The sequence below is a fragment of the Natrarchaeobius chitinivorans genome (assembly GCF_003841505.1).
GTDB classification, from domain to species: Archaea; Halobacteriota; Halobacteria; order Halobacteriales; family Natrialbaceae; genus Natrarchaeobius; species Natrarchaeobius chitinivorans.
Genome location: NZ_REGA01000002.1, coordinates 48826 through 69640, shown reverse-complemented (window position 1 = coordinate 69640; position 20815 = coordinate 48826). Strand labels below are relative to the sequence as shown.

Genomic DNA, 20815 nt, shown 5'->3' with positions numbered 1-20815 from the left:
CAGATGCCAAAAGTAGAGATCACGATCCCGGAGCATCTCGAGATGCAGATCGCTCAGATGGTCGAACGCGGTGAGTTCGTCAACCGCGAGGAGGCCATCGAGGATCTACTCTCGACAGGAATCAAGGCTTACAAGACCAGCGGACCGATGGACGAAGAAGACAGTGGTGCCGGCGGAACAGGACTCGAAGACGACGGAATGATGGGCCACGACGACGAATACGTCTTTTAATCTCCTCTTATAGGGTGAGCGGGCACAAAACCTCCCGCCTCAGCGCGGGGAGGATGTCAAACCGCCACTGATGCGGTTTACTGTAACTGTTTACCGGTGCACCCGCCGCCCGGATCGCGGGTGCGCCGGCTATGACTTACAGTAAACCGTATGAAAGGAGCGGTATTCCGAACGCGATCGCGGATCCGACGAGAAACACGACGATGCCGACGGTGACGTCTCGAGAGGAGTACTCGCTCATCGGTGCGGTCGTCCGCTCGGCCTCGAGGTCGTGACCGACGTCTGCAGCCGAATCGTCCGGAGTGTCTCGTTCGGTATCGTCCGTCATGTATGGGTGTTGCCTCGTCGTCGACTTATACCGTTCGTTGTCTCGAGACCTCCGTTCGCGGTTCGGAACATGTATCCAGAGAGTATTTACTGGACGAAAGACAAGCCTGGACGAATGCCCTCCAGCGAACCTCCCCGCCGCCGGCTGTTAGCGAGCGGAATCGGTGCTCTGTCGGCGCTGATCGCCGGCTGTACCGGTACGGACGCGGTCGAATCGGGTACGACGGTCGAACACGAGGCCAGCGAAGGCACCGGTCCGTATCCCGGCCAATCCGACGAGTTCGACCTGTTCACGCTTCGGTCGACCGACGACGAGACGTTCGTCTACCCGCGCGACGATCCGCCAGAGGCGGCCGACGACGAGCGAACGAAACGGCCGAGGCGACCGACGTTCGTCCTCGACGAAGACGACGCGGCCGACCTCGTAATCGCGTCGGACGACGAACCCGAAGCTCGAGCGTTCCTCGCAGAGACCGACTTCGACTCGGAGTCGATCGTGGTCGAGCAACGATCTATCGACGACTGCTACCGTCGCCACCTCCTGAGCGTCAGGGCCGACCCCGATCGGTTCCGGACGCGATACTGTCAGACGTTGAAGCGTCCGACGACCCCGTGTGAGGCCGATCTCGAACTGATGGAGGCGCTGTTTATCCGGGTCTCACACGCCTACGACGAATCGCCCTCGAGTCGCGGGAGCGGCGAAAGCATGTCCTGTCCGAACTCGGTGGACGAAACGGACGGGGCAGATAACGAGGATGGGACGAGCGATCCCGTCGAGGAGGGAGATTTCGACGGAACGGGCGATTCCGACGAGAAGAACGAATCCGCCGACGGTGACGGAGGAGATCGATGACGGAGCACTCGAACGCGACCCGACGACGGTTCCTCGCGGGAGTCGCCACGGCGACTACCGCCAGTCTCGCCGGCTGTACTTTCACATCGATCGGGGACGACGACGGTCCGATCCGGCTCTCGCCGGCGGAGGTCGAACCCATCCTCGACGAGCCGATTCCGGACGTCGACCGGCCGGTTCCCGTCGAACCCGACTCTGTCGCCCTCGAGGATGGACTCGAGCGCGTCGAATCCCTGCTCGCGGACGTTCCGGATCCGGTCGCTGACGAGACGGTTCCGAACGGCGTCGTCCGACAGTCGATCGATCAACGACGCGAAAGCGCGACGGAGTACCGCGACGAGGCACGGGAAACGTCGGGACCGGAGACCTACTACGGTCTGAGGGACGCCGTCGTCTCCGCTCGCGAGTCCGCTCGCGGGGCCGAAACCACGCTTTCGGCCGTCGAAGACCCCGATGTCGGCGGACTCGTCGACGAACACGAGGAGCGGACCACCCTGGTGGAGGGTCGCCTCGAGACCCTCGAGTACCGCGGCGAGGACACCGACGACGGACGGATCCGGGCAGCGCTGTTCGCCGCTCACGTAGAGGACGATCTGGCGACGGCACGGCGTCGCGTGGATCGGTGGCGGGTCGACGACCACTCGAACGTGATCGATATCGGTGACGGCGCGGCCGACCTCGAGTTCGTCGCGGCGACGGTCGACGCGTGGGATCACCTGACCGACCGCTACGGGGCGGAGACCGACGACTCGGTCGATCTCGAGCCGATCTTCGAGAACGCGCTCGAGACGTCGGTCGAAGCCACGAATCAGGTCGATCTGCCCGATCAGGATACCGACGACTGGCTCGCGGAACTCGTCGAGGACGAGGTCGAGCAGGGGTTCCCTCAGACGCTGCTCTGGGACGCGGTCCGGCCGGTCTACAGGGTGAGAGACCGCGTCGCTGAGGCAGCCGAGGACGGGCGTCTCGGAACGGGACTATCGATAGCCGTTCGCTTCGAACAGGAACGCCGCGCCTTCGAAACCGTCCGCGATCGGTTCGATGACGGCGATCTCGAGACCCCGGACTCGGTCGGTGAGGTTCGCACCGAACGCGAAGCGGCGATTGCCGCCGCGGAGTCGGCACTCGAAGAAATACCGACGCCCTCGATCGGGGCACACCAACTCGCGCAGACGATCCAGTCCCTCGAGTGGACCGACGACACGATCCGCCGACACGGCGACCGGGATCGGGACACCACGGTTTCGATCGGTGGAGAGTACAGCGAGTACGCGTGCCACCGGGCCCGGTTCGACGCCCTTCCGGAGGCCGTCTCTGCGATCCGCTCAAGAGTACTCGAGTAACAGGGTTCGTTCGTGGCTGTGCGATCCACTCGTCTTTACTACCCTCGGTGCGAACGGATCAGTACGAAATGGCACTGACGAAGCGAATCATCCCGTGCATCGACGTGGATCTGGACGACGAGGGGAATCCGGCGGTGTACACCGGCGTCCACTTCGAGGACCTCGAGTACACCGGCGATCCCGTCGAGATGGCCAAAGCTTACAACGAATCCGGCGCGGACGAGTTCGTCTTTCTCGACATCACTGCCTCGGCGGAGGGCCGCGAGACGATGCTCGACGTCGTCTCCCGCGTGGCCGACGAGGTGTTCATCCCGCTGACCGTCGGCGGCGGCATCCGAACGACCGAGGACATCAAAGAGACCTTGCGAGCCGGTGCGGACAAGGTGTCGATCACCACCGGCGCGCTCGAGCGACCGGAACTCATCAACGAGGGGGCACGCGCGTTCGGCAGCCAGTGTATCGTCATCAGCGTCGACGCCAGGCGGCGGTTCGACGAGGCTGGTGAGCACTACGTCGAAATAGACGGCGAGTCGTGCTGGTTCGAATGTACCAAAAAGGGCGGCCGCGAGGGGACCGGAATCGACGTCCTCGAGTGGGCCGCCGAAGCCGAAGCCCGGGGCGCGGGCGAGTTGTTCGTCAACTCGATCGACAAGGATGGGACCAAAGACGGCTACGACCTGGCGCTGACGAGTGCGGTCTGTGACGTCGTCGACACGCCCGTCATCGCCTCCTCCGGCTGTGGCGATCCCGAAGACATGTACGACGTCTTCACCGAGGCGAACGCCGACGCCGGACTCGCGGCGTCGATCTTTCACTTCGACGAGTACTCGATCGAGCAGACCAAGGAGTATCTGGACGAACGCGACGTCCCCGTCCGGCTGTAGATTCCGATAATATCATTCGTAGCAACTTTATTTTCAGACAGTTGGTCGATATCGCAGAGGTGTGAGCGCTGTGAGACGGTCTGCAGACGGACGGATCGTCGTGCCCAGGTTACGGACACGATTCGCTCGCCCGAACGGCCGACGCAGACGACGCGCCGCGTCCGACGTCGTTCGTCTGGGTGTGTCTCGAGTGCGACCGCGAACACGTCAAAAACCCCCACCGCGTTCGCGCTCCCGTGTTCGGATTCGATAACCGTTTACTCGCTCGTCCTGACGGGCGACGCCGGAATCGATGCCCACGAAAATGAGTCGGCGGTCGCCACAACCATCGACCGCAGACACCCACCACATTCGTCACGCTTTTCTCGTATCGGTCGATTGTCCGACTCGTGAAGTGGCGGTGTACGTGGTGTGGAAAGCCCCACGAGGAGAACGATCCACCGTGTGATAACTGTGGACATAACGTCTTCGAGGAGGCGGTCGTCCGCGCAGACGAGGAGTCCGGGCCCCGAACCGTCGACACCGGAACCACCTACGTCTGGCGGTGTACCGACTGCGGCCGAGATCACGTCAAGAACAACCCGCCCTGTTCGCGGTGTCACAACCACGAACTCGAGAAGGTCGAGCAGACGTACGCCGACGTCGACCGCGAACTCGAGACACCGAGCTGGTTGGCCGTTGCGAAGCCGTACGTTCCGGTGTTCGCCCTCATCGCGGCCGTCGCAGTGCTGTTCGCGACGGGAATCATCCCGGCGTCGATACTGCCCGGAATCGGCCCGCCGCCGCTGCCCGATGCACCCGGCGAGGGGACCGAAGCCGCCGGAATCGACCTCGACGAGGCCGAACGCGAGATACACGAGCGCCTCGAGGCGGAGCGAACGGCTGGCGACGGCGAGTCGCGGGCGTACGACGACTCACTCGCGGCGTACGCCGAGTATCTAAACCGTGCGTACGTGGCGATCGAGTACGACGATGCCCAGCCCGACGCAGTTTCCCCAGCGGACTTCGGTGCTGACTGTTCTGTGACCCCCGTCGGAGGGTGGCTACAGACAGCGGAGCTATCGATCACCGAACTCGAGGACGAAGCGGCTCTCGCCGACGAGGTCGTAGACCGACTGCTCGCGTCGGAGGTCGGCGACGACGTGAGGCGGGGCTACGACACCGAAGGGGTCGACCTCCACGTGGTCGACGACGACGTCTACGTCTACTACGCGACCTGTTAGGAGGGTTGCCGCAACTCGACAGCTCGTCCGTGGGGCCGTTCCCGAATTCGAAGGCGTTCGGTGACACCTCACACCGATCCGAACCCTGCTCGAGAGCCGACGCTCCGTGGAGACGAAGCAAAGAACGGAGCCGAAAGCGAGGGTCCGATCCGTCGTGGACAGAATCACAGGGCGAATACCACGGGGCTCGACCCTGACGTTTCACGCGGCGGCTTCGAACGCCTCACGGAACGCGACCGTCTTCTCTCTGATGTCGACCGCCGCCTCTTCGAGGGCGTCGAGTGGATCGACGCCGCGTTCGGTCTTGATCGTCAGGATCGGTTCGGTCTGACCGCCCGATTGCTCCGGATTAACGTCGTAGGTCGCAGCGCTCACCTGCTCGTGTTCGAGCAGCGCTCCCTTGAGAACGTTCATGAAGGTGTGGTCCTCGCCGGCGATCTCGATCGAGAGTTCGTTCTCGCTGCTCTCGGTGACCCGCAGTTCCATGCCAACGTCTCCGTTCGTCGACTGCTTGTACCTTTCGAAGGCGTTCCCGTTCGACCTCGGAGGATACCGGTCGGTCGACGTCGATTTCCGTCGGACGGATCCGACCGAACCGCCGACTCGATCGACGGGTCGTTCTCCCGACCGTCGCGGCGACGACCCCTCGAGCGTCGTAACGACCGGTTACTGCGAGGCGAGCGCGTCTCTCGGACCGACGCCTCGTCGGTGACTTTGGGATCGAAAGCAATCACTATACCACTCCGGTCGAACTACTGGATATGCTCTCGGCCGTCCTCGCTATTGCTGTCGTCGGGGTACTCGTCGGTTCCGTTGCGGTCGTGACCCGTATCGACCCCACGGGTCGACGGCTCCGTGGTATCCCCCGAAAACGGTTCGTCTACGGGGTGCCGTGGGGGACGGTCGTCGTCCTCACCGTCGTCGTTGCCGTCTATCTGTTCGTCCAGGACGGAATCTCGGACCTGTCCGACCCCGTGACGATCCCGTTTCGGGCGTGGTCGTACTTCTATCCCCTGGGGATGGTTACCTCGACGGTCTCACACGCGAGCCTGGGCCACCTCGTCGGTAACGTGATCGCTGCGATCGTCGTCGCACCCATCGCCGAGTACGCCTGGGGCCACTATCCGAACGGCGATCGGGACGACCAATCGAACGACGATGAACGCGTTCGGCCGGCCAACGACGGAGACGGACGTTCGTGGCTCGAGACTCCCTGGATCCGTGCGCTCGTGGTCTTCCCGCTGGTCGTCTTCGCCGTCGGCATCTTCACGAGCCTGTTCGCACTCGGCCCCGTGATCGGCTTTTCCGGCGTCGTCTTCGCGTTCGCCGGCTTCGCGATCGTCCGCTATCCGATCGCGACCCTGATCGCGACGATCGGGATACAGGGCGCGCTGGTGACGATCTACAACTCGGTTCGCAGGCCGATTTTCGTCTACGTCGCTCAGCCGCGTCCGCCGTCGGCACCGTCGTGGGCCGAAGTCGCCATCCAGAGCCACGCGCTCGGCTTTTTCGTCGGCCTCGTCCTCGGGCTGGTCCTGCTCGAGCGCCGTGGGGTCCGTCCGAGCGCATTTCGAATCTGGATCGCCGTCCTCCTCTATGCGTTCTCGAAAGGACTCTGGCAGATCTACTGGTTCGGCGAGGGGAACTCCTTCCTGCTCTTTCGAGGACCGGGCGTCGTCGTCGTCGCGACGCTCGCGCTCGTGATCACGTTCGCAGTCGCCGGTCCCGATACGATACCAGTTCCGGGGCGAGTCGATCGCGCCCTCGGTCGCATTCGGCGATCCGACCGGCCGTCGACGAGCGAGACGCTCCTCGAGCGGCTGTCGGGTTCCGGCGGCGGGAGGGACTCGCACCCTTCGATCGATCGCCTCGAGCGCGTTCGCGAGATCGGAACCGGCGTCGAATCGGGCGGTCGTCTGCGTCGGAAGCGTGCGGACGGACGGAAGGGTGCGGTCCTCGTCGTCGCCCTCGTCCTCGCGACGCTCACCGGAGTGGCGATCCCCGCCAACCTGCTCGTCCTCGAGGGCGACGCCCACTCCGAGCGGCCGACGGTCGAGGTCGAAGAGTACACCGTCGAGTACGTCGAGGAAGCCGAGAACGAACTCGTCTCCGGGATCGGCATCGATGCGATCGAAGACGATGCCGGGCTCACGGCCAGCGGCGTCGTCGTCTCGAGCCAGGAACGTCACCTCTGGCTCGAGGCGGTGACGAGCCAACACCTCGCGTTCTCCGGATCCGAACGAATTACCGTCGGTGGAGTGGGGTGGCGCGAAACCGTCTACGTCGAGCGCGCCGGGTGGGAACCCGTCGGAAACGACACCGTCTATCAGGTCTGGCTGTGGCAGGAGGGTGAGTCGCCCCGACACGTGTACGAATCCGATCCCGGTCGCGTGGACGCGTTGATAGACGGGAGTACCGTGACGATCGAACCGGACGACGGCGAGTTTCTGCTCGCGGTCGAGTCGCTCGAGACGGGGGCCGTCTCGACGGCGGCGATACCGGCAGCGAACGAGTCGGTCGAGACTGGGGGCATTACCTTCGAGCACGACGAGGGAACGATCTACGCGACGTCGAACGGGACCGAGGTCGCGGTCGCGAGCGCGGAGACGTACAGCTGATACGGATTGCTGTTACGATGTACCTGCTCACCCGTGACCAGGGCGTCGGGTGAGCCGGTAATGACGGACAGTAAACCGTCTGAGAAGGAACGGCGAGACTGTTCACCGGCCCGGCCGAACGTCGGTCGCAGAAGATCCGGAATCGACGGACGGTAGTCCGCACGGCTGATTCTTTTCCGGACAGTCGGCTGTACGTGTACGTTTCGGCGGTTGTGGACGACGTTATTTCCATTTGATTCGGTCTACACCCGGTGTACGGCCGGTATACGGCCGGATGAACCCTCCGCGCCGCTCGAGGCCGAGCGGTCCCGGACGACCGACTCGGGCAGCGATTAACGACCGGGGCCGAATCGGAAGCCGGACTGAAACAATGGCTCGCCCGCTCGAGGTGAGTACTGGGTCGAAACTGGAGATGATCCAACGCGTACTACGGCGATCACCGACGACGGACTCGGATACGGGCACGGAGAGCGATTCGGCGGTCGCCGTTCGTCTCGAGGGCGTCACCCACAGCTACGGCTCGGCCGGCGGCCAGTTGCGCACCGACCGTGACCGAACGGTGACCGCACTCCGGGACGTCACGCTCGAGTGTCAGGCTGGCGATATCGTCGGCCTGAAGGGCCCGAGCGGGAGCGGAAAGTCGACGATCCTCCACGCGATCGCCGGGTTGCTCGTTCCGGCAGACGGGACCGTAGAACTGCTGGGAACCGATCTCACGTCGGTGACGGACCGCGACCGAACGCGGCTCCGTCGGCGACACGTCGGGATCGTTTTCCAGCGGTTTCACCTCCTCTCGTCGCTCTCCGCGCGGGCGAACGTCGCACTGCCGCTCGTCCAGGCCGGCGTCCCCAGGTCGACGAGGCGAGACCGGGCCGAGACGCTCCTCGAAGAGGTCGGTCTCGAGGATCGGACCGACCACCTCCCGGGCGAGTTGAGCGGCGGCGAGTGTCAGCGGGTCGCGATCGCCAGGGCCCTCGCGACCGATCCGGACGTCGTCGTCGCGGACGAGCCGACGGGCGAACTCGATACGGCGACGGGATCGGACGTTCTCGAGTTGTTGACCGACGTCGGCCGAGAGCGTGCGGTCGTGCTCGCCTCTCACGACGACGATACGCTGGCGGTCGCGGATCGGGTGATTACGCTTCGCGACGGGGCGGTGATCTCGGATGGGGTCTGACGGGGACGCCAATCGACGATCGCGGTGGCGGGGGCTCACTGGCCTCTCGCTCGTGAGAGTCTGGAACCGGGCGACGCGAACCGGGCCGCGTCGAACCGTCGCCACGGTCGGCGCAGTCGCGCTGACGATCGCGTTGCTGGTGATCGTAACCGGCGTCGCGCTCGCGCTTGCGGGGGGCGTCACGAGCGATACCGACGCGGACGTCCGGATTGCACCCGAGGAGAGTTCTACCCTCGCGAGTATCGACGGCGTCGAGGAACCCCGTTTCGGCGATAGTTCACACCGGGCGGCCGAGATCCGGTCACAGGAAGGGGTCGAGCACGCGTCGCCGGTCCTCGTCGAACTGGGTCGGCTCGAAACTGCCGACGGAAGCGATCAACACAGCGTTCTCCTCGTCGGCGTCGTCCCCGACGACGAGCGCCGTACGGTCGCCGGTCTGCCGACCGACGGCCTCGAGCCGGGGGATCCCCACTACGCAAACGGCTCCTACGACGGCCCGCCGACCGGAGACATCGTCCTCTCATCGGCGGCAGCACGCCAGCTCGAGGCGAACGAAGGTGACGAACTCGAAGTCCCGGCCGCACACCTCGAGGGGGGATCACCACATCTCTCGCGAACGGTTACAGCCGTCGACGACGGTCCGGACTCGAGCGTTCCGATCGCCCTCGTTCACCTGAGCGAGTTGCAGACGTTCACGGGCAGCGGTGACGGCGAACTCGCGGACGAGATACTGGTGTGGGGGGAGGAGGAAGCGGCTCACTCGGCCGCCACCGACGCCTATCCCCACGGGAGCGTCGACAGCGCCGGCGGCGACGATCCGTCGGCGGTGTTCGACGACGGACTGGCGTTTGCGACCGGACTGCTCGCGCTGATCGTCGGGGTGACCATCTGTGCGTCGTTCGTCGCGACGACCGCCGGAATGACAGTCAACGAGGACCGACGAACGCTCGCGATTCTCGAGTCTGTCGGCGTTCCAACGCGTGGCCGCCTCGCGATAGTGGCGGTCTCGACGCTGGCGACGACGGTGTGTGGAGCACTCATCGGGGCCGCCCTCGGTCTGGTCGGCATTCGCCTCGTCAACGCCGTAAGCGGAGCCGCCGTCGCCGTCGACGGCGTCGCCGCCAGCCATCCGCTGCTCGTTCCGTACGCGGTCGCCGTCGCACTCGTCGCCGCACTGATCGCGGTCCCGTACCCGCTCGCCGTGGCCGCCCGAACCTCCGCTCTCGAGGAGGTGGGACAGTGACCTCGCGTGGCCGGACCGTTCGGCCGCGAGCGGTGGCCAGCATCGCGTTCGCACAACTACGTCGGTCACCCGGTCGAACGCTGTTGGCCGTTCTTGCGGTAGGAATCGCGGTGTTGTCCGTGACGCTGCTCGCGAGTCTGGGAGCCGGCGTCGTCGACGCGGGCGAAGACGGGCTCGACACCGCCGGTCGCGACATCTGGATCTCGGGTGACCCCGTCGATACGTCGACCGGGGGCGGAGAGAACTCGATCGTCGGATCACACGAAATCGCCAGAGACGTCTCCGAACGCGAGGACGTCAGCGGAGCCTCGCCGATCGCGATGCACGAGATATACGTCGGCACCGAACCGGACGAGTTACGACGGCTCCCCGCCGTCGGCGTCCAGCGGACCCACGCCGGCTTCGATTTCGAAGAGGGCGGCGGCTTCGAGACGTCCGAGGACGCGTTCGCCGACGGACGAACGACCGAGCCGGCGACCGAAGAGATCGTTCTCGATCCCGCGGTCGCAGACGAACTCGGCGTCTCCGTCGGTGACACGATCTACGTCGGCACCAGCCGGGAGACGGCACCGGACGCCGAGTTTACCGTCGTCGGAACGTCGTCGTACTACTCACAGTTTCTCGGATCCGAAACGGCGACGCTCGCGCTCACGGATCTGCAGGCTATCACCGGAACCACGGGGACGGACAGGGCGACGTTCATCACCGCGAACGTCACCGACGACGCCGACCAGGACGCGGTCCGCGACGACCTCGAGGCGGAGTATCCGGAGTACGACGTCCACACGAGCGACGAACAGATCGGCGCGATGCTGGCGGACCGGCCCGTCGTGATCGCGAGTGGCTTCACGCTCGTTGGGCTCGCGATTCTCGGTGGGACCGTCCTCACGGTCAACCTGTTCGCGCTCGTGACCTACCAGCAACGAACCGAACTCGCGGCGTTGCGTGCGATCGGTCTGTCGCGGTGGCTGCTCGCCGGGACGATCGGCACGCAGGGGGTCGTTATCGGGGTCCTGGGGGGGCTGATCGGGCTCGCAGCGACGCCGCCGCTCGCTGCCGGACTCAACTACCTTTCGGCGTCTGTCGTCGGGTTCGACGAGTTACTTCAGACGCCCCTCGAGGTGTACGCCGTTGGACTCGGACTCGCGATCGGGCTCGGAGCGGTCGTCGCGGCCGTCACCGGCTGGCGAGCCGGCCAATACGCGCGGATCGAACATCTCGAGGAGTAGTGACCGACCGAGGGGTGACCGGCCGGCCTCTGGAGGCCGGATTACCGGTTCCACTCGATCCGAAACACCTCCGCCTTGAGTGTCTCCCGGTCCGCGGTGTGAAAGTCAAACCGTCGCTCGATCGGGAACGTCGCCCGGAACGCGTGGGTCACCTCGCCGTCGCCGTCAGCCGTGAACGACTCCACGAACGCCTGGCTTCCCTCGTTGTGGATCGTGTAGGAGACGCCCGCGAGCTCTCGTGCCGTTTCGAGGAACGCTCGATCCGCGTGGCGATTGCCCCGCTGTGCGCCGAACGGTGGGTTCGAGACCACCGTCGCGCCGGTGATGGAAAACGGATGGCGCGTTACGTCGCCGCGAACCCACTCGAGGCCGTCAATGCGACCCCCGTCCGAATCGACGACGGACGCGTTGTGTCGCGCCAACGAGAGTGCGTTCGGATCGACGTCGATCCCGACGACCCGTTCGGCTCCTGCGAGCGACGCCGCGATCGCGAGCATCCCCGTCCCGGTGCCGAGATCGATCACCCGCCGATCGAGGTCTCCCTGTAAATTCGCCAGATGAGTAAGGTGGGCGGCGAGGTCCGGCGGAGTGAGGTACTGTTCGAGTTCGACCGAAGGATCGGCAAAATCTTCGAGTGACTCGAGTACTCGAGCCAGTTGTCGCCGCGAGAGTCCCGCCATCCCGTCCGATCAGTTCTCGACCGCGAGCGGTGCCTCGAGATCCAGAACGATTCCTTCGCGTTCCGCCCGTTCTGCACAGGCGGCGAGTGCCGGACGAACCTTCTCCGGGTTCGCGACGTCGTCGACGGTGACCGAAACCGACCCGACGCCGAGGAAGGCACCGGCGCGGACGTAGCCGCGAATCCGGTCAATCTCCTCCTGGGTTGCGAGCGAACAGTCCTCGTCGAAACGGGCCTCGACCGTCAGCCCGGCAGGGACGAGTCCCTCCGCTGCGAACTCGCGTTTGAGGTCACGGAGGTACTCGGGTGCCGTCGACTCGAGGGCGGCGGCCTCGAGTGCAACGGGCGTGACGTCCGCGGGCCGACAGCGCTCGATCGTCGGTTCGAACTCGGAAGACGTGGTCGTACTCATTACCACCGAATACATGAACTGCATACAAAAACCTTTGTAAATGCACAGTAGTAATACGCTCGTGGTTCGACAGGAGAAAGCGTACCTCGAGGTCAGTCCAGGGCGAATCGTATGTTTCACGATACGTTCGAATAGAGTTAAGGACGGGCCCCGAGAAGATTCCGTATGGACGAGTGCCCTCGATGTCAGGGTTCGCTCGAACGGCTCGCGCTCGGAGACGTCTCGACCGTCGCCTGTCCTCACTGTGCTTACGCGGACATCCCGGTCGAACACGAGAGCGCGCCGGCCGAATCCGAATCCTGGCAGGACGCATTCAATCGGTTCTACGAGGCGTAGCGGACGGATATTTCTGGCGAGAAAGAAACGCGGCCGTTACTCGCTTGCGGCAGCGGCTTCGGCTTCTTCTTCGTCGTCGTGGTCGACGTCTTCGTCGGAACGGGCAGCGACCAGGCCACCGCGGGCGACGCTGTAAAGGGGCTCACTGGCGTGTGAGACGCCGCTGATCGAGAACGGAATGTTCGCGTCCTCGAGGTGATCGCGGAACAGCGCCTCGAAGCCGTCGGGACTCGAGGTCCCGCCGGTGACGACGACGGGGACGTCGAGTCCCTCTTCGACGTCTTCCTCGTCGACTTCGTCGACGATGTTCTCGATGACGTAGTCGAGCAGGTTCTCGTAGTAAATCGAGAGTGCGCCCTCGACGCCGCCGACGTCGGTCGTGAAGTCGAGTTCGAAGTCGTCCTCTTTGATCGAGGTGACTTTGTCGACCGGCGTGCCGGTCGCGCGGGCGGCTTGCTCGTCGACCCAGTCGCCACCGCGGGCGACGGAGAACTTCATGACGGGGACTGCGTAGTACGCCAGACAGACGTTCGTCATGCCGGCTCCGAAACTAATCCCGAGTCCGGTGAAGTTGTTGTCCGCCAGTTCGGAGTAGATGACAGACATCCCTTCGTTGATCGGCTCCGCGTCGTACCCCATGTCGTTGAGGAACGACTCGATGGTTTTCTGGTGGTAAAGCGTCGACAGATCGGAGTCGATCGGATCTGCCGGCGTCGAGAAGTAGAGTTTCTCGTCCGGATAGGCGGGTTCGCCGACGACCTGTTCGATGATGAGTTTCATCATCGGAATCGCGCTCTTCTCGTCGTTCGAGAGGATCCCGTGTTTCATCGGGCGGCGGGTTTCCTTGTTGAAAATGTTCGCAAAGTTGAGGGCGTCGTCGCCGACGACGTACACCTTGTCGTCTTTGCGAATGTGAAGGACTTCGCTTCGCGAGAGCATCTGCTCGGCCATATCCGAGTATTCAATCTCCACGAAGGAGTTGCGCTGTTGCACGAAGACCGTGTCGTTCCCATCCTGCTGTGCAGACAGGATGTTCATCGTTCCGACGTCTAGGCCTTTGGCCATAGTTGGGCAAGGTGGCCGACGGATTATAAATCTATGTGCCTTAATTCTATTTGAAAAGATATGCGATCAATATTATATTTCCGGGAGTAAACAGCGATTAATCTCTCCCGAAAGCCGACCGAAACCGATCGACCACCGTCGACAGGAGCGAATCGGACTCTCCGGCGGCAGACGCCGTCTCCTCTGCTTGCTTTTGCTCGCGGAGTTGTTTCAGTTTCGCCGTCTGATCGTCGACCGTCGAACTCGAGGTCGTCGTCTTCGTCTCTCCGCCTTTCAGCCCCTTGAGACCCGCCACCTGGTCGTCCACGCCGGACGAACGAGTCGTCTTGGCCTGGACGTCGACGTCGACGTCGTCGAACTCGTTGCCCGAGAAGTTCAGCCGACTGTGTTCGGTCTTTTCGACCCCGCCCCAGGAGAGTTCGACGTCCTCCATCGCCTCGTCGATGTCCGCCTGAATCTCCTCGTCGGAGTACGACTCCGTGTCGGCGTCCGAGTCGTCCTCGTTCTCGAGGTCGACTCGGTCGGCCGCACGGGCCATGTCGAGATAGTGGGCGATGAGTGCGGTGCCCGTCGACGCGGAGATGGCCGCGAGTCCAACGGCGTACGTTACGACGACCTGGACGGTGTAGTCCTCGCCGTGGAAGTACCAGTCTGCCGGATACGCGTAGACGAAGCCAGCGGTTGCCCCAAGCGTGATTGCGACGCCGGCGATCGACGTATACAGCACCCGCCGTTCGGACGGCAACAGGACGACTATCCCGAGCATCGTGACGGGAAGAGACACTAACACGAGCGCGTACGCTGGCTCCGCCCACTGGTAGGAGGGCGATCCCCCCTCGATCGTGCTACTCCAGAGAAACAACACGAGCGCGACGACTGCCAGTCCGATTCCACCGAGGAACAGGCCGAAGCCGAGGTAGACGTCGGTCCGGTCCTCCGGTTCGCCGATATACCGGCGATAGAGGTCGAAGAGATAACCGTTACCGAGCGGTTCCGCTGCCATTAACACCCTGTTTACACTCCAGTACTATGACTGTTGGGTTGAAATTATAGTAACAACTGGAACTATTTACACACTGATCGCACGGCTCACGGGTCACTGCGTTCCCCGTTCGCTATATCGCGGTTCTCGTTCGTTACACTCACTCCGAACCGCGCTCTCGTCGTGCGATCAGGTGTGCATTGACTTCCAGTGGCTACTATATCTCCCCGACTTACCGAACGCCTGCGCGAATTACGCGAGGCGAGCGGCGACTGTCGAGCGGCGACTTCGAACCACCTTGGCCCTCGGGCGACGGGGCGAAGAAACGCCGCCGTTATACGTTCGTGGCCGTTAGGGCGGTCAATGAGTCAGGAGTCGGAGCAGACCGAGGGAGACCTCCGGAACACGGGGATGCGTCTCAAACACGATCGCGAGTGGGACTACGAACTCGAGCGGATCATCGAGGCGATCGAAAAGCGGGACGCGACGAAGGTCGGTCTGCAGTTCCCCGAGGGATTGAAGCGACGCGGCCCGGCCGTCGCGGACGATCTGCGTGCCCTTGCGGACGACGACGTGACGTTCATGCTCTCGGGACAGCCGTGTTACGGCGCGTGCGACCTCGACACCTACCTGATGAAACGCACCGACGTCTTCGTCCACTTCGGCCACTCCCCGATGAAGGACACGGACAAGGTGATCTACGTGCCGCTGTTCTCGAACGTCGACGTGTTGCCGATCATGACGGAGGCCCTCGAGACCCTCGAGTCGCCCGAGGAGACGGGTGACGTCGGCCTCGTCACTACGGCCCAGCACATGAACCGGTACGACGAGATGACCGAGTTCCTCGAAGAGCGAGGGTACGAGGTCCACAGCCGTCGTGGCGACGATCGGCTGACCCACGAAGGACAGGTGCTCGGATGTAACTACGCGAGCGCGGACGTTCCCGCGGATCAGGTACTGTACGTCGGCGGCGGGAAGTTTCACCCCCTCGGACTGGCGATGGAGCATCCGGACAAACACGTCGTCATCGCCGATCCCGTCAACAACGTCGTCACCGTCGCGGATACGGAGAAGTTCCTGAAACAGCGCTACGGTGCGGTCCACCGGGCGATGGACGCCGAGAAGTGGGGGGTTATCTTCTGTACCAAAATCGGACAGGGACGCTGGGAGCAGGCACAGGAGATCATAGACGACAACGACGACGCCTACCTCATCACGATGGACGAGGTGACCCCCGACAGACTCCGCAACTTCGACATGGACGCGTTCGTCAACACCGGCTGTCCACGAATTACGACCGACGACGGCCCACAGTTTCACAAGCCGATGCTCACTCCCGGCGAGTACGAAATCGCCGTCGGAAACGAACCGCTTGAGAACCTCTCGTTCGATACCTTCCACGGCACCTGGTAACCGGTCAGTCGCCTTCACGAAGCCCAGTTCCCCGCGGTGTGTCGGCGGCACCTGGTCGACAGGGCTCCGACGACCTCGTCGACCTCTCTCTCGCGGAACTGACAATCCAGAGTGACCATCTATCAATTTGAACGGATCGCTCTGCAAATAGTAACGTTATTCGAGCAGAGACACTAGATAAGCCACGAACATCCAGTAATACGACGTTGAATCCAAATCTGTTTGGGGAAGTCCTTTTGCCCAAACCGCACGGACCAGTAGTCGATGAATACCACCGCACCCACCGACCGATCGACCAGGTCCCGCGACGCCGCGTTCCGCTCGCTTGCAGACGACCACCGACGGACTCTCCTGGCGATCGTTCACGATCGATCGCCCGACGGCATCGAGAAAACGGAGCTTTCGGTCGAGTTTGCCGCGGTAACGAACGATAAACCACCCGGTTCGGTCACCGACGACGAACGTCAACGCGCCCTCGTCGACTGTCGACACCGACAGCTCCCGGCGTTGATCGACGCGGGCCTCCTCGAGATCGACGGCGACGAGCGCGTCGTCACGACCGATCACTGGTTTTTCGGGACGCCCCAGATCGAAGCGGTCCTCGTGGGCCACACGGACGAATCCGACGACGTACTGAGCACGATATTCGGCGTGATCGCGGACTCGCGTCGTCGGACTCTCCTGTCCGTACTCGAGGATTGGAACCGTTCGGTCTCCGTCGAAACACTCGCTCGAAGCGTGGCGGCCCGGGAAGCCGAAACGACGGTCCACGCGGTTTCAGCGAAACGGGTGGATCGAGTACAGGCCGACCTCGTCCACGTACACCTTCCCCTCCTCGACGACGCGGGGCTCCTCGAGTACGACCACGCTGAGAATCACATCTCCTACGACGGCCACCCGATACTGGCCGTCGACCGGCTCACCGACGAGTCGGCTGACACCGATGGTGACGACGAGTCGACACCGTTAGCAGCCGCCGTCAGTGGGCGCGGAAACGCGTAGTCGGAACTCGTGGCCCGATTCCGTGCAGTCGAGCTCGTGGCCCGATTCCGTGCAGTCACCCAGTGACGCCGGCGACTGGCCGTCCGGATACGACAACGTTTACCCGGTCGGTGCGCACACCGTCGAGTATGACGGAGATTCAAAGCGACTGGGGCGACTGGCTCGTCCGTGACGTCGAGGATGCGACCCCTGACGGCGTGGCAGTCTGGTATCTCGGCTGTAACGGGTTCATCCTCAAAGGCAGCGAAGGGACGACGGTGTACGTCGATCCGTACGTCGGGCTCGGATATCCACCGCGGACGGTTCGGATGATCCCCGTTCCGTTCGACCCCGCGGACGTGACGGACGCCGACGCGGTGCTCGCGACCCACGAACACACCGATCACGTACACGGCCCGAGTCAGGCCCCGATCCTGGAGAATACGGACGCGACGTTTTACGCCCCGGACGATAGCCTCGACGTCGCACGTGACGAAGAGGAATGGACGCAAGCGTGGGACGTCGACGACGGGCAGTTCTCCGAAGTCACCGAAGGTGACACCCTCGAGATCGGCGAGTTTACGGTACACGTCGAGGACGCACACGATCCGGACGCCACCCATCCGGTAAGCTACGTCTTCGAACACGACGCGGGAACCCTCTTTCACGGCGGCGATACGAAACCGAACGACGAGTTCGAACGGATCGGCACGGAGTACGACATCGACGTCGGCATCCTCGCGTTCGGAACCGTCGGCCAGATCGCGGACAAAGAGACGGGAGAGCCAAAGCGAACCCGCTGGTACAACGACGAGAACCAGATCATCGAGATCGCGAGCGCCCTGGAACTGGATCGCCTCCTGCCGAGTCACTGGGACATGTGGCGAGGACTCACCTCGGATCCGAAGGTGCTCTATCACCACGCCAAGAGCTTCGAACACCCGAGGCAGGTCGACGTCATCGAAATCGGCGATCGCATCGACCTCGAGTGAGTCGGGTCACCGGCCGGTAATGACTCATATTTGATACTGTCCGTACCATTTATAGTAATGGTACAGCAACGTTGTGTCCATGAGTAGCACCGCCGACACGGACGACGTGATCGAAGTCAGTTCCGACGGGTTGGCCGTCCGGAAATCGTTCACGGCGGACGAGTTTCCAGTACCCGCAATCAAATTCGAGATCGAATCGGATCGTGACGAACAGGTCGCGTTTCGACTCTCCGAAGACATTCCCGAATCGTTCCCAATGGACAAGGTCGGGTTCCACCCCGACTACCACAGCGACGAGTGGACCGCGTTTCAGGACAACCACGTCGAGTTCACCGGCACGCTCGATCCCGACGACCTGCTCGTAACGGTGTACGGAATCCGAATCGACGATCCCGAGACCGCAAATCGATTTCTGACCGAACCCACGATCGTCGAGGTAAGTTCCGAAGACGACTCGAGTTCGAATCGGGAGCAAGTCGAAGACGGCGTCATCGACAGCATCGTCTCCGACGATCGAAACCAGCCGGTCAAGGATATGCTCGCGGGCGACTCCGAGTCAGTCCCCGGGCTGGAAGGTGAGGACGACACCGACGACGCCGACGACGATGGCGACGAGGACCTCGATCTCGATCTCGACCTGGGAGACGTCGACACCGAACCGGTCGAGGTCACGGACGAGGAACCGACCGACGACACACCGGACATCGACCTCGACTTCGGCGAAGAGGAGATACCCGAACCCGACGATACGGCCTCCGAGTCCGAGACGAGCGACGACGAACCGGAGATTACACTTGACCTCGCAGACGAGGAGCCGCCGACCGAATCGACGGGAGATTTATCGGACGACCTCGCGGAGGCCGACGAACCCGTCGACTCCGAGGACGACGTTGCGGCCGACGACGGCGGAGAGCCGGCTGACAGCGAACTCGAGGCGGAGTCGGCGGAACCCGACGACGGAACCGCTGTGGACTCCCCGGAAGCCGATACGGAATCGGAACCCGACGCCGATGCCGAGGCGGCGGATACTGAGACCGACGCCGAAGCCGTGTCGGCCGAGGAGGACGCCGACGCAGCGGCCGTATTAGAAGGCGATACGGAATCGGAACCAGCAGACGTCGACGAACCCGAGGAAACGACGACAGACACAGCACCGCCCGAATCGCTCGGCGCGCGCCTCGCAACGGAGATTCGCGACGGCACCGTCGACGACGACGACCTCTCGGTTCTCCGGTCGGAATTCGAGACCGAGCCGTCTAACCTCGACCAGGTGAAGATCGGCCACCTCCAGTCTCGAGTCGAGGAAGTCGCCGCGTATGCGGGTGCACTCGAGGAGTTTATCGGTGAGCACGGCACCGGACAGGAGATCATCGAGAACCTCCGAAACGAAGTCGCCGAGTTCGACGAAAAGCTCGACTCGGTCGAAGAGCAACTGGGAACCAACGGTACCAGGATCGACGAGGTCGAATCCGAAGCCGAGACGCTAACCGAGTGGGTGACCGATCTCGAAGGCGACGTCAAGGAGGTCTCCGAGCGGACGGATGCGAACGAAGACGACCTCGAAGCCGTTGCCGACGACCTCGAGTCGGTCGAAGGCGACGTCCGAACCGTGACGGACGACGTCGACGACCTCGAGGAGACGGTCACGACGGTCGAAGACGACGTGGACGGACTGGAAGACGGGCTCGAATCCGTCGAAGACGACGTCGAATCCGTAACGGACACACTCGAGACCGTCGAATCCGATCTCGAGGACGTTCGCGCGGACGTGACCGACATTCAGGACTGGCGCGAACAGCTCGGCTCGATGTTCTCCGACAGCTGACCCCTCTTTGAAACGCAACTCGTTTATCCGTCGCCGATCGAACTTCTCCCGATGGGCGAGACGATTCCGATCGCCGTACCCCGAAAAGGACGACCTCTCGAGTCGGTACTCGATCGGTTCGCTCGCCGGTTCGGCGTCGAAGGCCTCGCAGACGAGATTACGTCGACTCTCCGTCACGAGAAAGCGGTCACGAAAGGAACCCTCGAATCCGACGGAGACGACGTCTACCGCCGCCTCGCGGAGTACAGCACGGTCACCGATCCGAGACTGCCCGAGTACACGCTCGTCCGCGACGACCGGGCCGGGAAACCCCGCCGCATCGTCTTCGATAGCGTGACGATCCCGCTCGACGATGTCGACGGCGTCCCGGCCGATACCGTCGTCCAGCTCGTCGGCAGGGAGGAACCGTTCCGTGCGCTGAGAACCCACGAGTTCGCTCTCGGATTCGACAGCGCCGATCTCGTCTTAGAGGAGGTCGTCGAACTCCGTCCGGAACCGCTCGACCGAATCGCGGACGTAAACGCGCGGATCGATCCTGCCGACTCCGACGTCCGGGTCGTGACTGGACTCGGTGACACAGTCTTTCATACGCTGATGGCGACACCCGACGTGACACCCTCGGCGGAATCGATCGACCGCGCGTTTCTCGAGCGCTACGAGGGGCCGCTGTGTATCGAGCCACGGTACGAACGCCTGGTTCGAGCCGTTCTCGGAACGAAAACGCTTGCCGGGATAGAGTTCCAGTACCCGGCCGACGGCCGCGAAGAGGAGGCGGCCATCGCCGAGACCGGAATCGGCGTCTACCTGACGATGACCGGATCGACAGCCCGGGAACACGGTCTGGTACTCGGTGAACGGCTCTTTCCGAGCGAAACCGTTCTCCTCGAAAACACGCCGGAAGTCACAGAAACGGTCGAAACGATACGCGGCCTACTGAACGGAGCCGACCTCGAGACGGAACTCGCCGTCAGTTCTTGAACGGATCGGCCCGTCTCTCGAGAG

Annotated in this window: 22 protein-coding genes; 16 read left to right on the top strand and 6 right to left on the bottom strand. The window is 63.4% G+C overall.

The window, feature by feature from the left end; translation table 11 throughout:
- Positions 1 to 3: 3 nt before the first annotated feature.
- Positions 4 to 231 (top strand): ribbon-helix-helix domain-containing protein, encoded by a 228-nt coding sequence (locus EA473_RS02750; protein WP_124194147.1) that lies wholly within the window; start codon positions 4 to 6, stop codon positions 229 to 231.
- 136 nt (positions 232 to 367) lie between these two features.
- On the opposite strand, the gene EA473_RS02745 is transcribed toward EA473_RS02750, so the two are convergent.
- A complete protein-coding gene (locus tag EA473_RS02745; RefSeq protein WP_124194146.1) occupies positions 368 to 559 on the bottom strand; it encodes a DUF7550 family protein in 192 nt (63 codons plus the stop codon).
- 114 nt (positions 560 to 673) lie between these two features.
- Between EA473_RS02745 and EA473_RS02740 the strand changes: the two genes are divergently transcribed.
- The 4 genes from EA473_RS02740 to EA473_RS02725 all read left to right on the top strand — a co-directional run bounded on the left by EA473_RS02740 (position 674) and on the right by EA473_RS02725 (position 4861).
- Positions 674 to 1411 carry a hypothetical protein gene (locus EA473_RS02740; RefSeq protein ID WP_124194145.1) on the top strand — a complete coding sequence of 246 codons (738 nt, stop codon included), beginning with the start codon at positions 674 to 676 and terminating at the stop codon, positions 1409 to 1411.
- Complete coding sequence (locus tag EA473_RS02735; RefSeq protein WP_124194144.1) at positions 1408 to 2754, top strand: hypothetical protein; 1347 nt, start codon at positions 1408 to 1410, stop codon at positions 2752 to 2754. The genes EA473_RS02740 and EA473_RS02735 overlap by 4 nt, the downstream gene beginning before the upstream one ends.
- 68 nt (positions 2755 to 2822) lie before the next feature.
- On the top strand, positions 2823 to 3638 hold the full coding sequence (gene hisF, locus EA473_RS02730; RefSeq protein ID WP_124194143.1) for an imidazole glycerol phosphate synthase subunit HisF: 816 nt from the start codon (positions 2823 to 2825) through the stop codon (positions 3636 to 3638).
- A 389-nt stretch (positions 3639 to 4027) separates the two neighbouring features.
- Positions 4028 to 4861: a hypothetical protein gene (locus EA473_RS02725; protein WP_124194142.1), complete on the top strand. Its 834-nt coding sequence runs from the start codon at positions 4028 to 4030 to the stop codon at positions 4859 to 4861.
- Positions 4862 to 5062: 201 nt separating this feature from the next.
- Here the strand turns inward: EA473_RS02725 and EA473_RS02720 are convergent, their stop codons facing one another.
- A complete protein-coding gene (locus EA473_RS02720; RefSeq protein WP_124194141.1) occupies positions 5063 to 5347 on the bottom strand; it encodes a DNA-directed RNA polymerase subunit L in 285 nt (94 codons plus the stop codon).
- Between EA473_RS02720 and EA473_RS02715 the strand changes: the two genes are divergently transcribed.
- The 5 genes from EA473_RS02715 (at position 5346) to EA473_RS02695 (ending at position 11128) form a co-directional block, all read left to right on the top strand.
- Positions 5346 to 5573 carry a hypothetical protein gene (locus EA473_RS02715; RefSeq protein ID WP_124194140.1) on the top strand — a complete coding sequence of 76 codons (228 nt, stop codon included), beginning with the start codon at positions 5346 to 5348 and terminating at the stop codon, positions 5571 to 5573. The genes EA473_RS02720 and EA473_RS02715 overlap by 2 nt on opposite strands.
- Positions 5574 to 5622: 49 nt before the next feature.
- On the top strand, positions 5623 to 7479 hold the full coding sequence (locus tag EA473_RS02710) for a rhomboid family intramembrane serine protease (RefSeq protein ID WP_124194139.1): 1857 nt from the start codon (positions 5623 to 5625) through the stop codon (positions 7477 to 7479).
- Positions 7480 to 7891: 412 nt separating this feature from the next.
- Complete coding sequence (locus EA473_RS02705) at positions 7892 to 8656, top strand: ABC transporter ATP-binding protein (protein WP_124194138.1); 765 nt, start codon at positions 7892 to 7894, stop codon at positions 8654 to 8656.
- The gene (locus EA473_RS02700) at positions 8646 to 9899 is read left to right on the top strand and encodes an ABC transporter permease (RefSeq protein WP_124194137.1); all 1254 of its coding nucleotides are present in this window, start codon (positions 8646 to 8648) and stop codon (positions 9897 to 9899) included. The genes EA473_RS02705 and EA473_RS02700 overlap by 11 nt, the downstream gene beginning before the upstream one ends.
- Entirely contained in the window at positions 9896 to 11128 is a 1233-nt protein-coding gene (locus tag EA473_RS02695) for an ABC transporter permease (RefSeq protein WP_124194136.1), read from the top strand. Before EA473_RS02700 ends, EA473_RS02695 begins: the two co-directional genes overlap by 4 nt.
- A gap of 41 nt (positions 11129 to 11169) precedes the next feature.
- Here the strand turns inward: EA473_RS02695 and EA473_RS02690 are convergent, their stop codons facing one another.
- Both EA473_RS02690 and EA473_RS02685 read right to left on the bottom strand, forming a co-directional pair.
- Positions 11170 to 11808: an METTL5 family protein gene (locus EA473_RS02690; RefSeq protein WP_124194135.1), complete on the bottom strand. Its 639-nt coding sequence runs from the start codon at positions 11806 to 11808 to the stop codon at positions 11170 to 11172.
- 9 nt (positions 11809 to 11817) lie between these two features.
- On the bottom strand, positions 11818 to 12219 hold the full coding sequence (locus tag EA473_RS02685; RefSeq protein ID WP_124194134.1) for a hypothetical protein: 402 nt from the start codon (positions 12217 to 12219) through the stop codon (positions 11818 to 11820).
- Positions 12220 to 12384: 165 nt separating this feature from the next.
- On the opposite strand from EA473_RS02685, the gene EA473_RS02680 reads away from it, so the two are divergent.
- Positions 12385 to 12555, top strand: coding sequence for a zf-TFIIB domain-containing protein (locus EA473_RS02680; protein ID WP_124194133.1), 171 nt, complete (start codon positions 12385 to 12387; stop codon positions 12553 to 12555).
- Positions 12556 to 12591: 36 nt separating this feature from the next.
- Here the strand turns inward: EA473_RS02680 and EA473_RS02675 are convergent, their stop codons facing one another.
- A complete protein-coding gene (locus EA473_RS02675; RefSeq protein ID WP_124194132.1) occupies positions 12592 to 13620 on the bottom strand; it encodes a hypothetical protein in 1029 nt (342 codons plus the stop codon).
- 97 nt (positions 13621 to 13717) lie between these two features.
- Positions 13718 to 14623: a DUF7139 domain-containing protein gene (locus tag EA473_RS02670; protein ID WP_124194131.1), complete on the bottom strand. Its 906-nt coding sequence runs from the start codon at positions 14621 to 14623 to the stop codon at positions 13718 to 13720.
- Between the two features lie 342 nt (positions 14624 to 14965).
- On the opposite strand from EA473_RS02670, the gene dph2 reads away from it, so the two are divergent.
- The 5 genes from dph2 to EA473_RS02645 all read left to right on the top strand — a co-directional run bounded on the left by dph2 (position 14966) and on the right by EA473_RS02645 (position 20791).
- Positions 14966 to 16015: a diphthamide biosynthesis enzyme Dph2 gene (dph2, locus tag EA473_RS02665; RefSeq protein WP_124194130.1), complete on the top strand. Its 1050-nt coding sequence runs from the start codon at positions 14966 to 14968 to the stop codon at positions 16013 to 16015.
- A gap of 264 nt (positions 16016 to 16279) precedes the next feature.
- Complete coding sequence (locus tag EA473_RS02660; RefSeq protein WP_124194129.1) at positions 16280 to 17017, top strand: DUF7344 domain-containing protein; 738 nt, start codon at positions 16280 to 16282, stop codon at positions 17015 to 17017.
- Between the two features lie 128 nt (positions 17018 to 17145).
- A complete protein-coding gene (locus tag EA473_RS02655) occupies positions 17146 to 17988 on the top strand; it encodes an MBL fold metallo-hydrolase (RefSeq protein ID WP_124194128.1) in 843 nt (280 codons plus the stop codon).
- A 79-nt stretch (positions 17989 to 18067) separates the two neighbouring features.
- A complete protein-coding gene (locus EA473_RS02650) occupies positions 18068 to 19813 on the top strand; it encodes an AAA family ATPase (RefSeq protein WP_124194127.1) in 1746 nt (581 codons plus the stop codon).
- A 51-nt stretch (positions 19814 to 19864) separates the two neighbouring features.
- Positions 19865 to 20791, top strand: a complete 927-nt coding sequence (locus EA473_RS02645; RefSeq protein WP_124194126.1) for a hypothetical protein — start codon at positions 19865 to 19867, stop codon at positions 20789 to 20791.
- Positions 20792 to 20815 lie beyond the last annotated feature (24 nt).

What these genes read in the sequence shown, in the direction of transcription:
- EA473_RS02750 (WP_124194147.1), top strand. Translation starts at nt 4, where the DNA reads ATGCCAAAAGTAGAGATCACGATCCCGGAGCATCTCGAGATGCAGATC.
- EA473_RS02745 (WP_124194146.1), bottom strand. Translation starts at nt 559, where the DNA reads ATGACGGACGATACCGAACGAGACACTCCGGACGATTCGGCTGCAGAC.
- EA473_RS02740 (WP_124194145.1), top strand. Translation starts at nt 674, where the DNA reads ATGCCCTCCAGCGAACCTCCCCGCCGCCGGCTGTTAGCGAGCGGAATC.
- EA473_RS02735 (WP_124194144.1), top strand. Translation starts at nt 1,408, where the DNA reads ATGACGGAGCACTCGAACGCGACCCGACGACGGTTCCTCGCGGGAGTC.
- hisF (WP_124194143.1), top strand. Translation starts at nt 2,823, where the DNA reads ATGGCACTGACGAAGCGAATCATCCCGTGCATCGACGTGGATCTGGAC.
- EA473_RS02715 (WP_124194140.1), top strand. Translation starts at nt 5,346, where the DNA reads ATGCCAACGTCTCCGTTCGTCGACTGCTTGTACCTTTCGAAGGCGTTC.
- EA473_RS02720 (WP_124194141.1), bottom strand. Translation starts at nt 5,347, where the DNA reads ATGGAACTGCGGGTCACCGAGAGCAGCGAGAACGAACTCTCGATCGAG.
- EA473_RS02710 (WP_124194139.1), top strand. Translation starts at nt 5,623, where the DNA reads ATGCTCTCGGCCGTCCTCGCTATTGCTGTCGTCGGGGTACTCGTCGGT.
- EA473_RS02705 (WP_124194138.1), top strand. Translation starts at nt 7,892, where the DNA reads ATGATCCAACGCGTACTACGGCGATCACCGACGACGGACTCGGATACG.
- EA473_RS02700 (WP_124194137.1), top strand. Translation starts at nt 8,646, where the DNA reads ATGGGGTCTGACGGGGACGCCAATCGACGATCGCGGTGGCGGGGGCTC.
- EA473_RS02690 (WP_124194135.1), bottom strand. Translation starts at nt 11,808, where the DNA reads ATGGCGGGACTCTCGCGGCGACAACTGGCTCGAGTACTCGAGTCACTC.
- EA473_RS02685 (WP_124194134.1), bottom strand. Translation starts at nt 12,219, where the DNA reads ATGAGTACGACCACGTCTTCCGAGTTCGAACCGACGATCGAGCGCTGT.
- EA473_RS02680 (WP_124194133.1), top strand. Translation starts at nt 12,385, where the DNA reads ATGGACGAGTGCCCTCGATGTCAGGGTTCGCTCGAACGGCTCGCGCTC.
- EA473_RS02675 (WP_124194132.1), bottom strand. Translation starts at nt 13,620, where the DNA reads ATGGCCAAAGGCCTAGACGTCGGAACGATGAACATCCTGTCTGCACAG.
- EA473_RS02670 (WP_124194131.1), bottom strand. Translation starts at nt 14,623, where the DNA reads ATGGCAGCGGAACCGCTCGGTAACGGTTATCTCTTCGACCTCTATCGC.
- dph2 (WP_124194130.1), top strand. Translation starts at nt 14,966, where the DNA reads ATGAGTCAGGAGTCGGAGCAGACCGAGGGAGACCTCCGGAACACGGGG.
- EA473_RS02660 (WP_124194129.1), top strand. Translation starts at nt 16,280, where the DNA reads ATGAATACCACCGCACCCACCGACCGATCGACCAGGTCCCGCGACGCC.
- EA473_RS02655 (WP_124194128.1), top strand. Translation starts at nt 17,146, where the DNA reads ATGACGGAGATTCAAAGCGACTGGGGCGACTGGCTCGTCCGTGACGTC.
- EA473_RS02650 (WP_124194127.1), top strand. Translation starts at nt 18,068, where the DNA reads ATGAGTAGCACCGCCGACACGGACGACGTGATCGAAGTCAGTTCCGAC.
- EA473_RS02645 (WP_124194126.1), top strand. Translation starts at nt 19,865, where the DNA reads ATGGGCGAGACGATTCCGATCGCCGTACCCCGAAAAGGACGACCTCTC.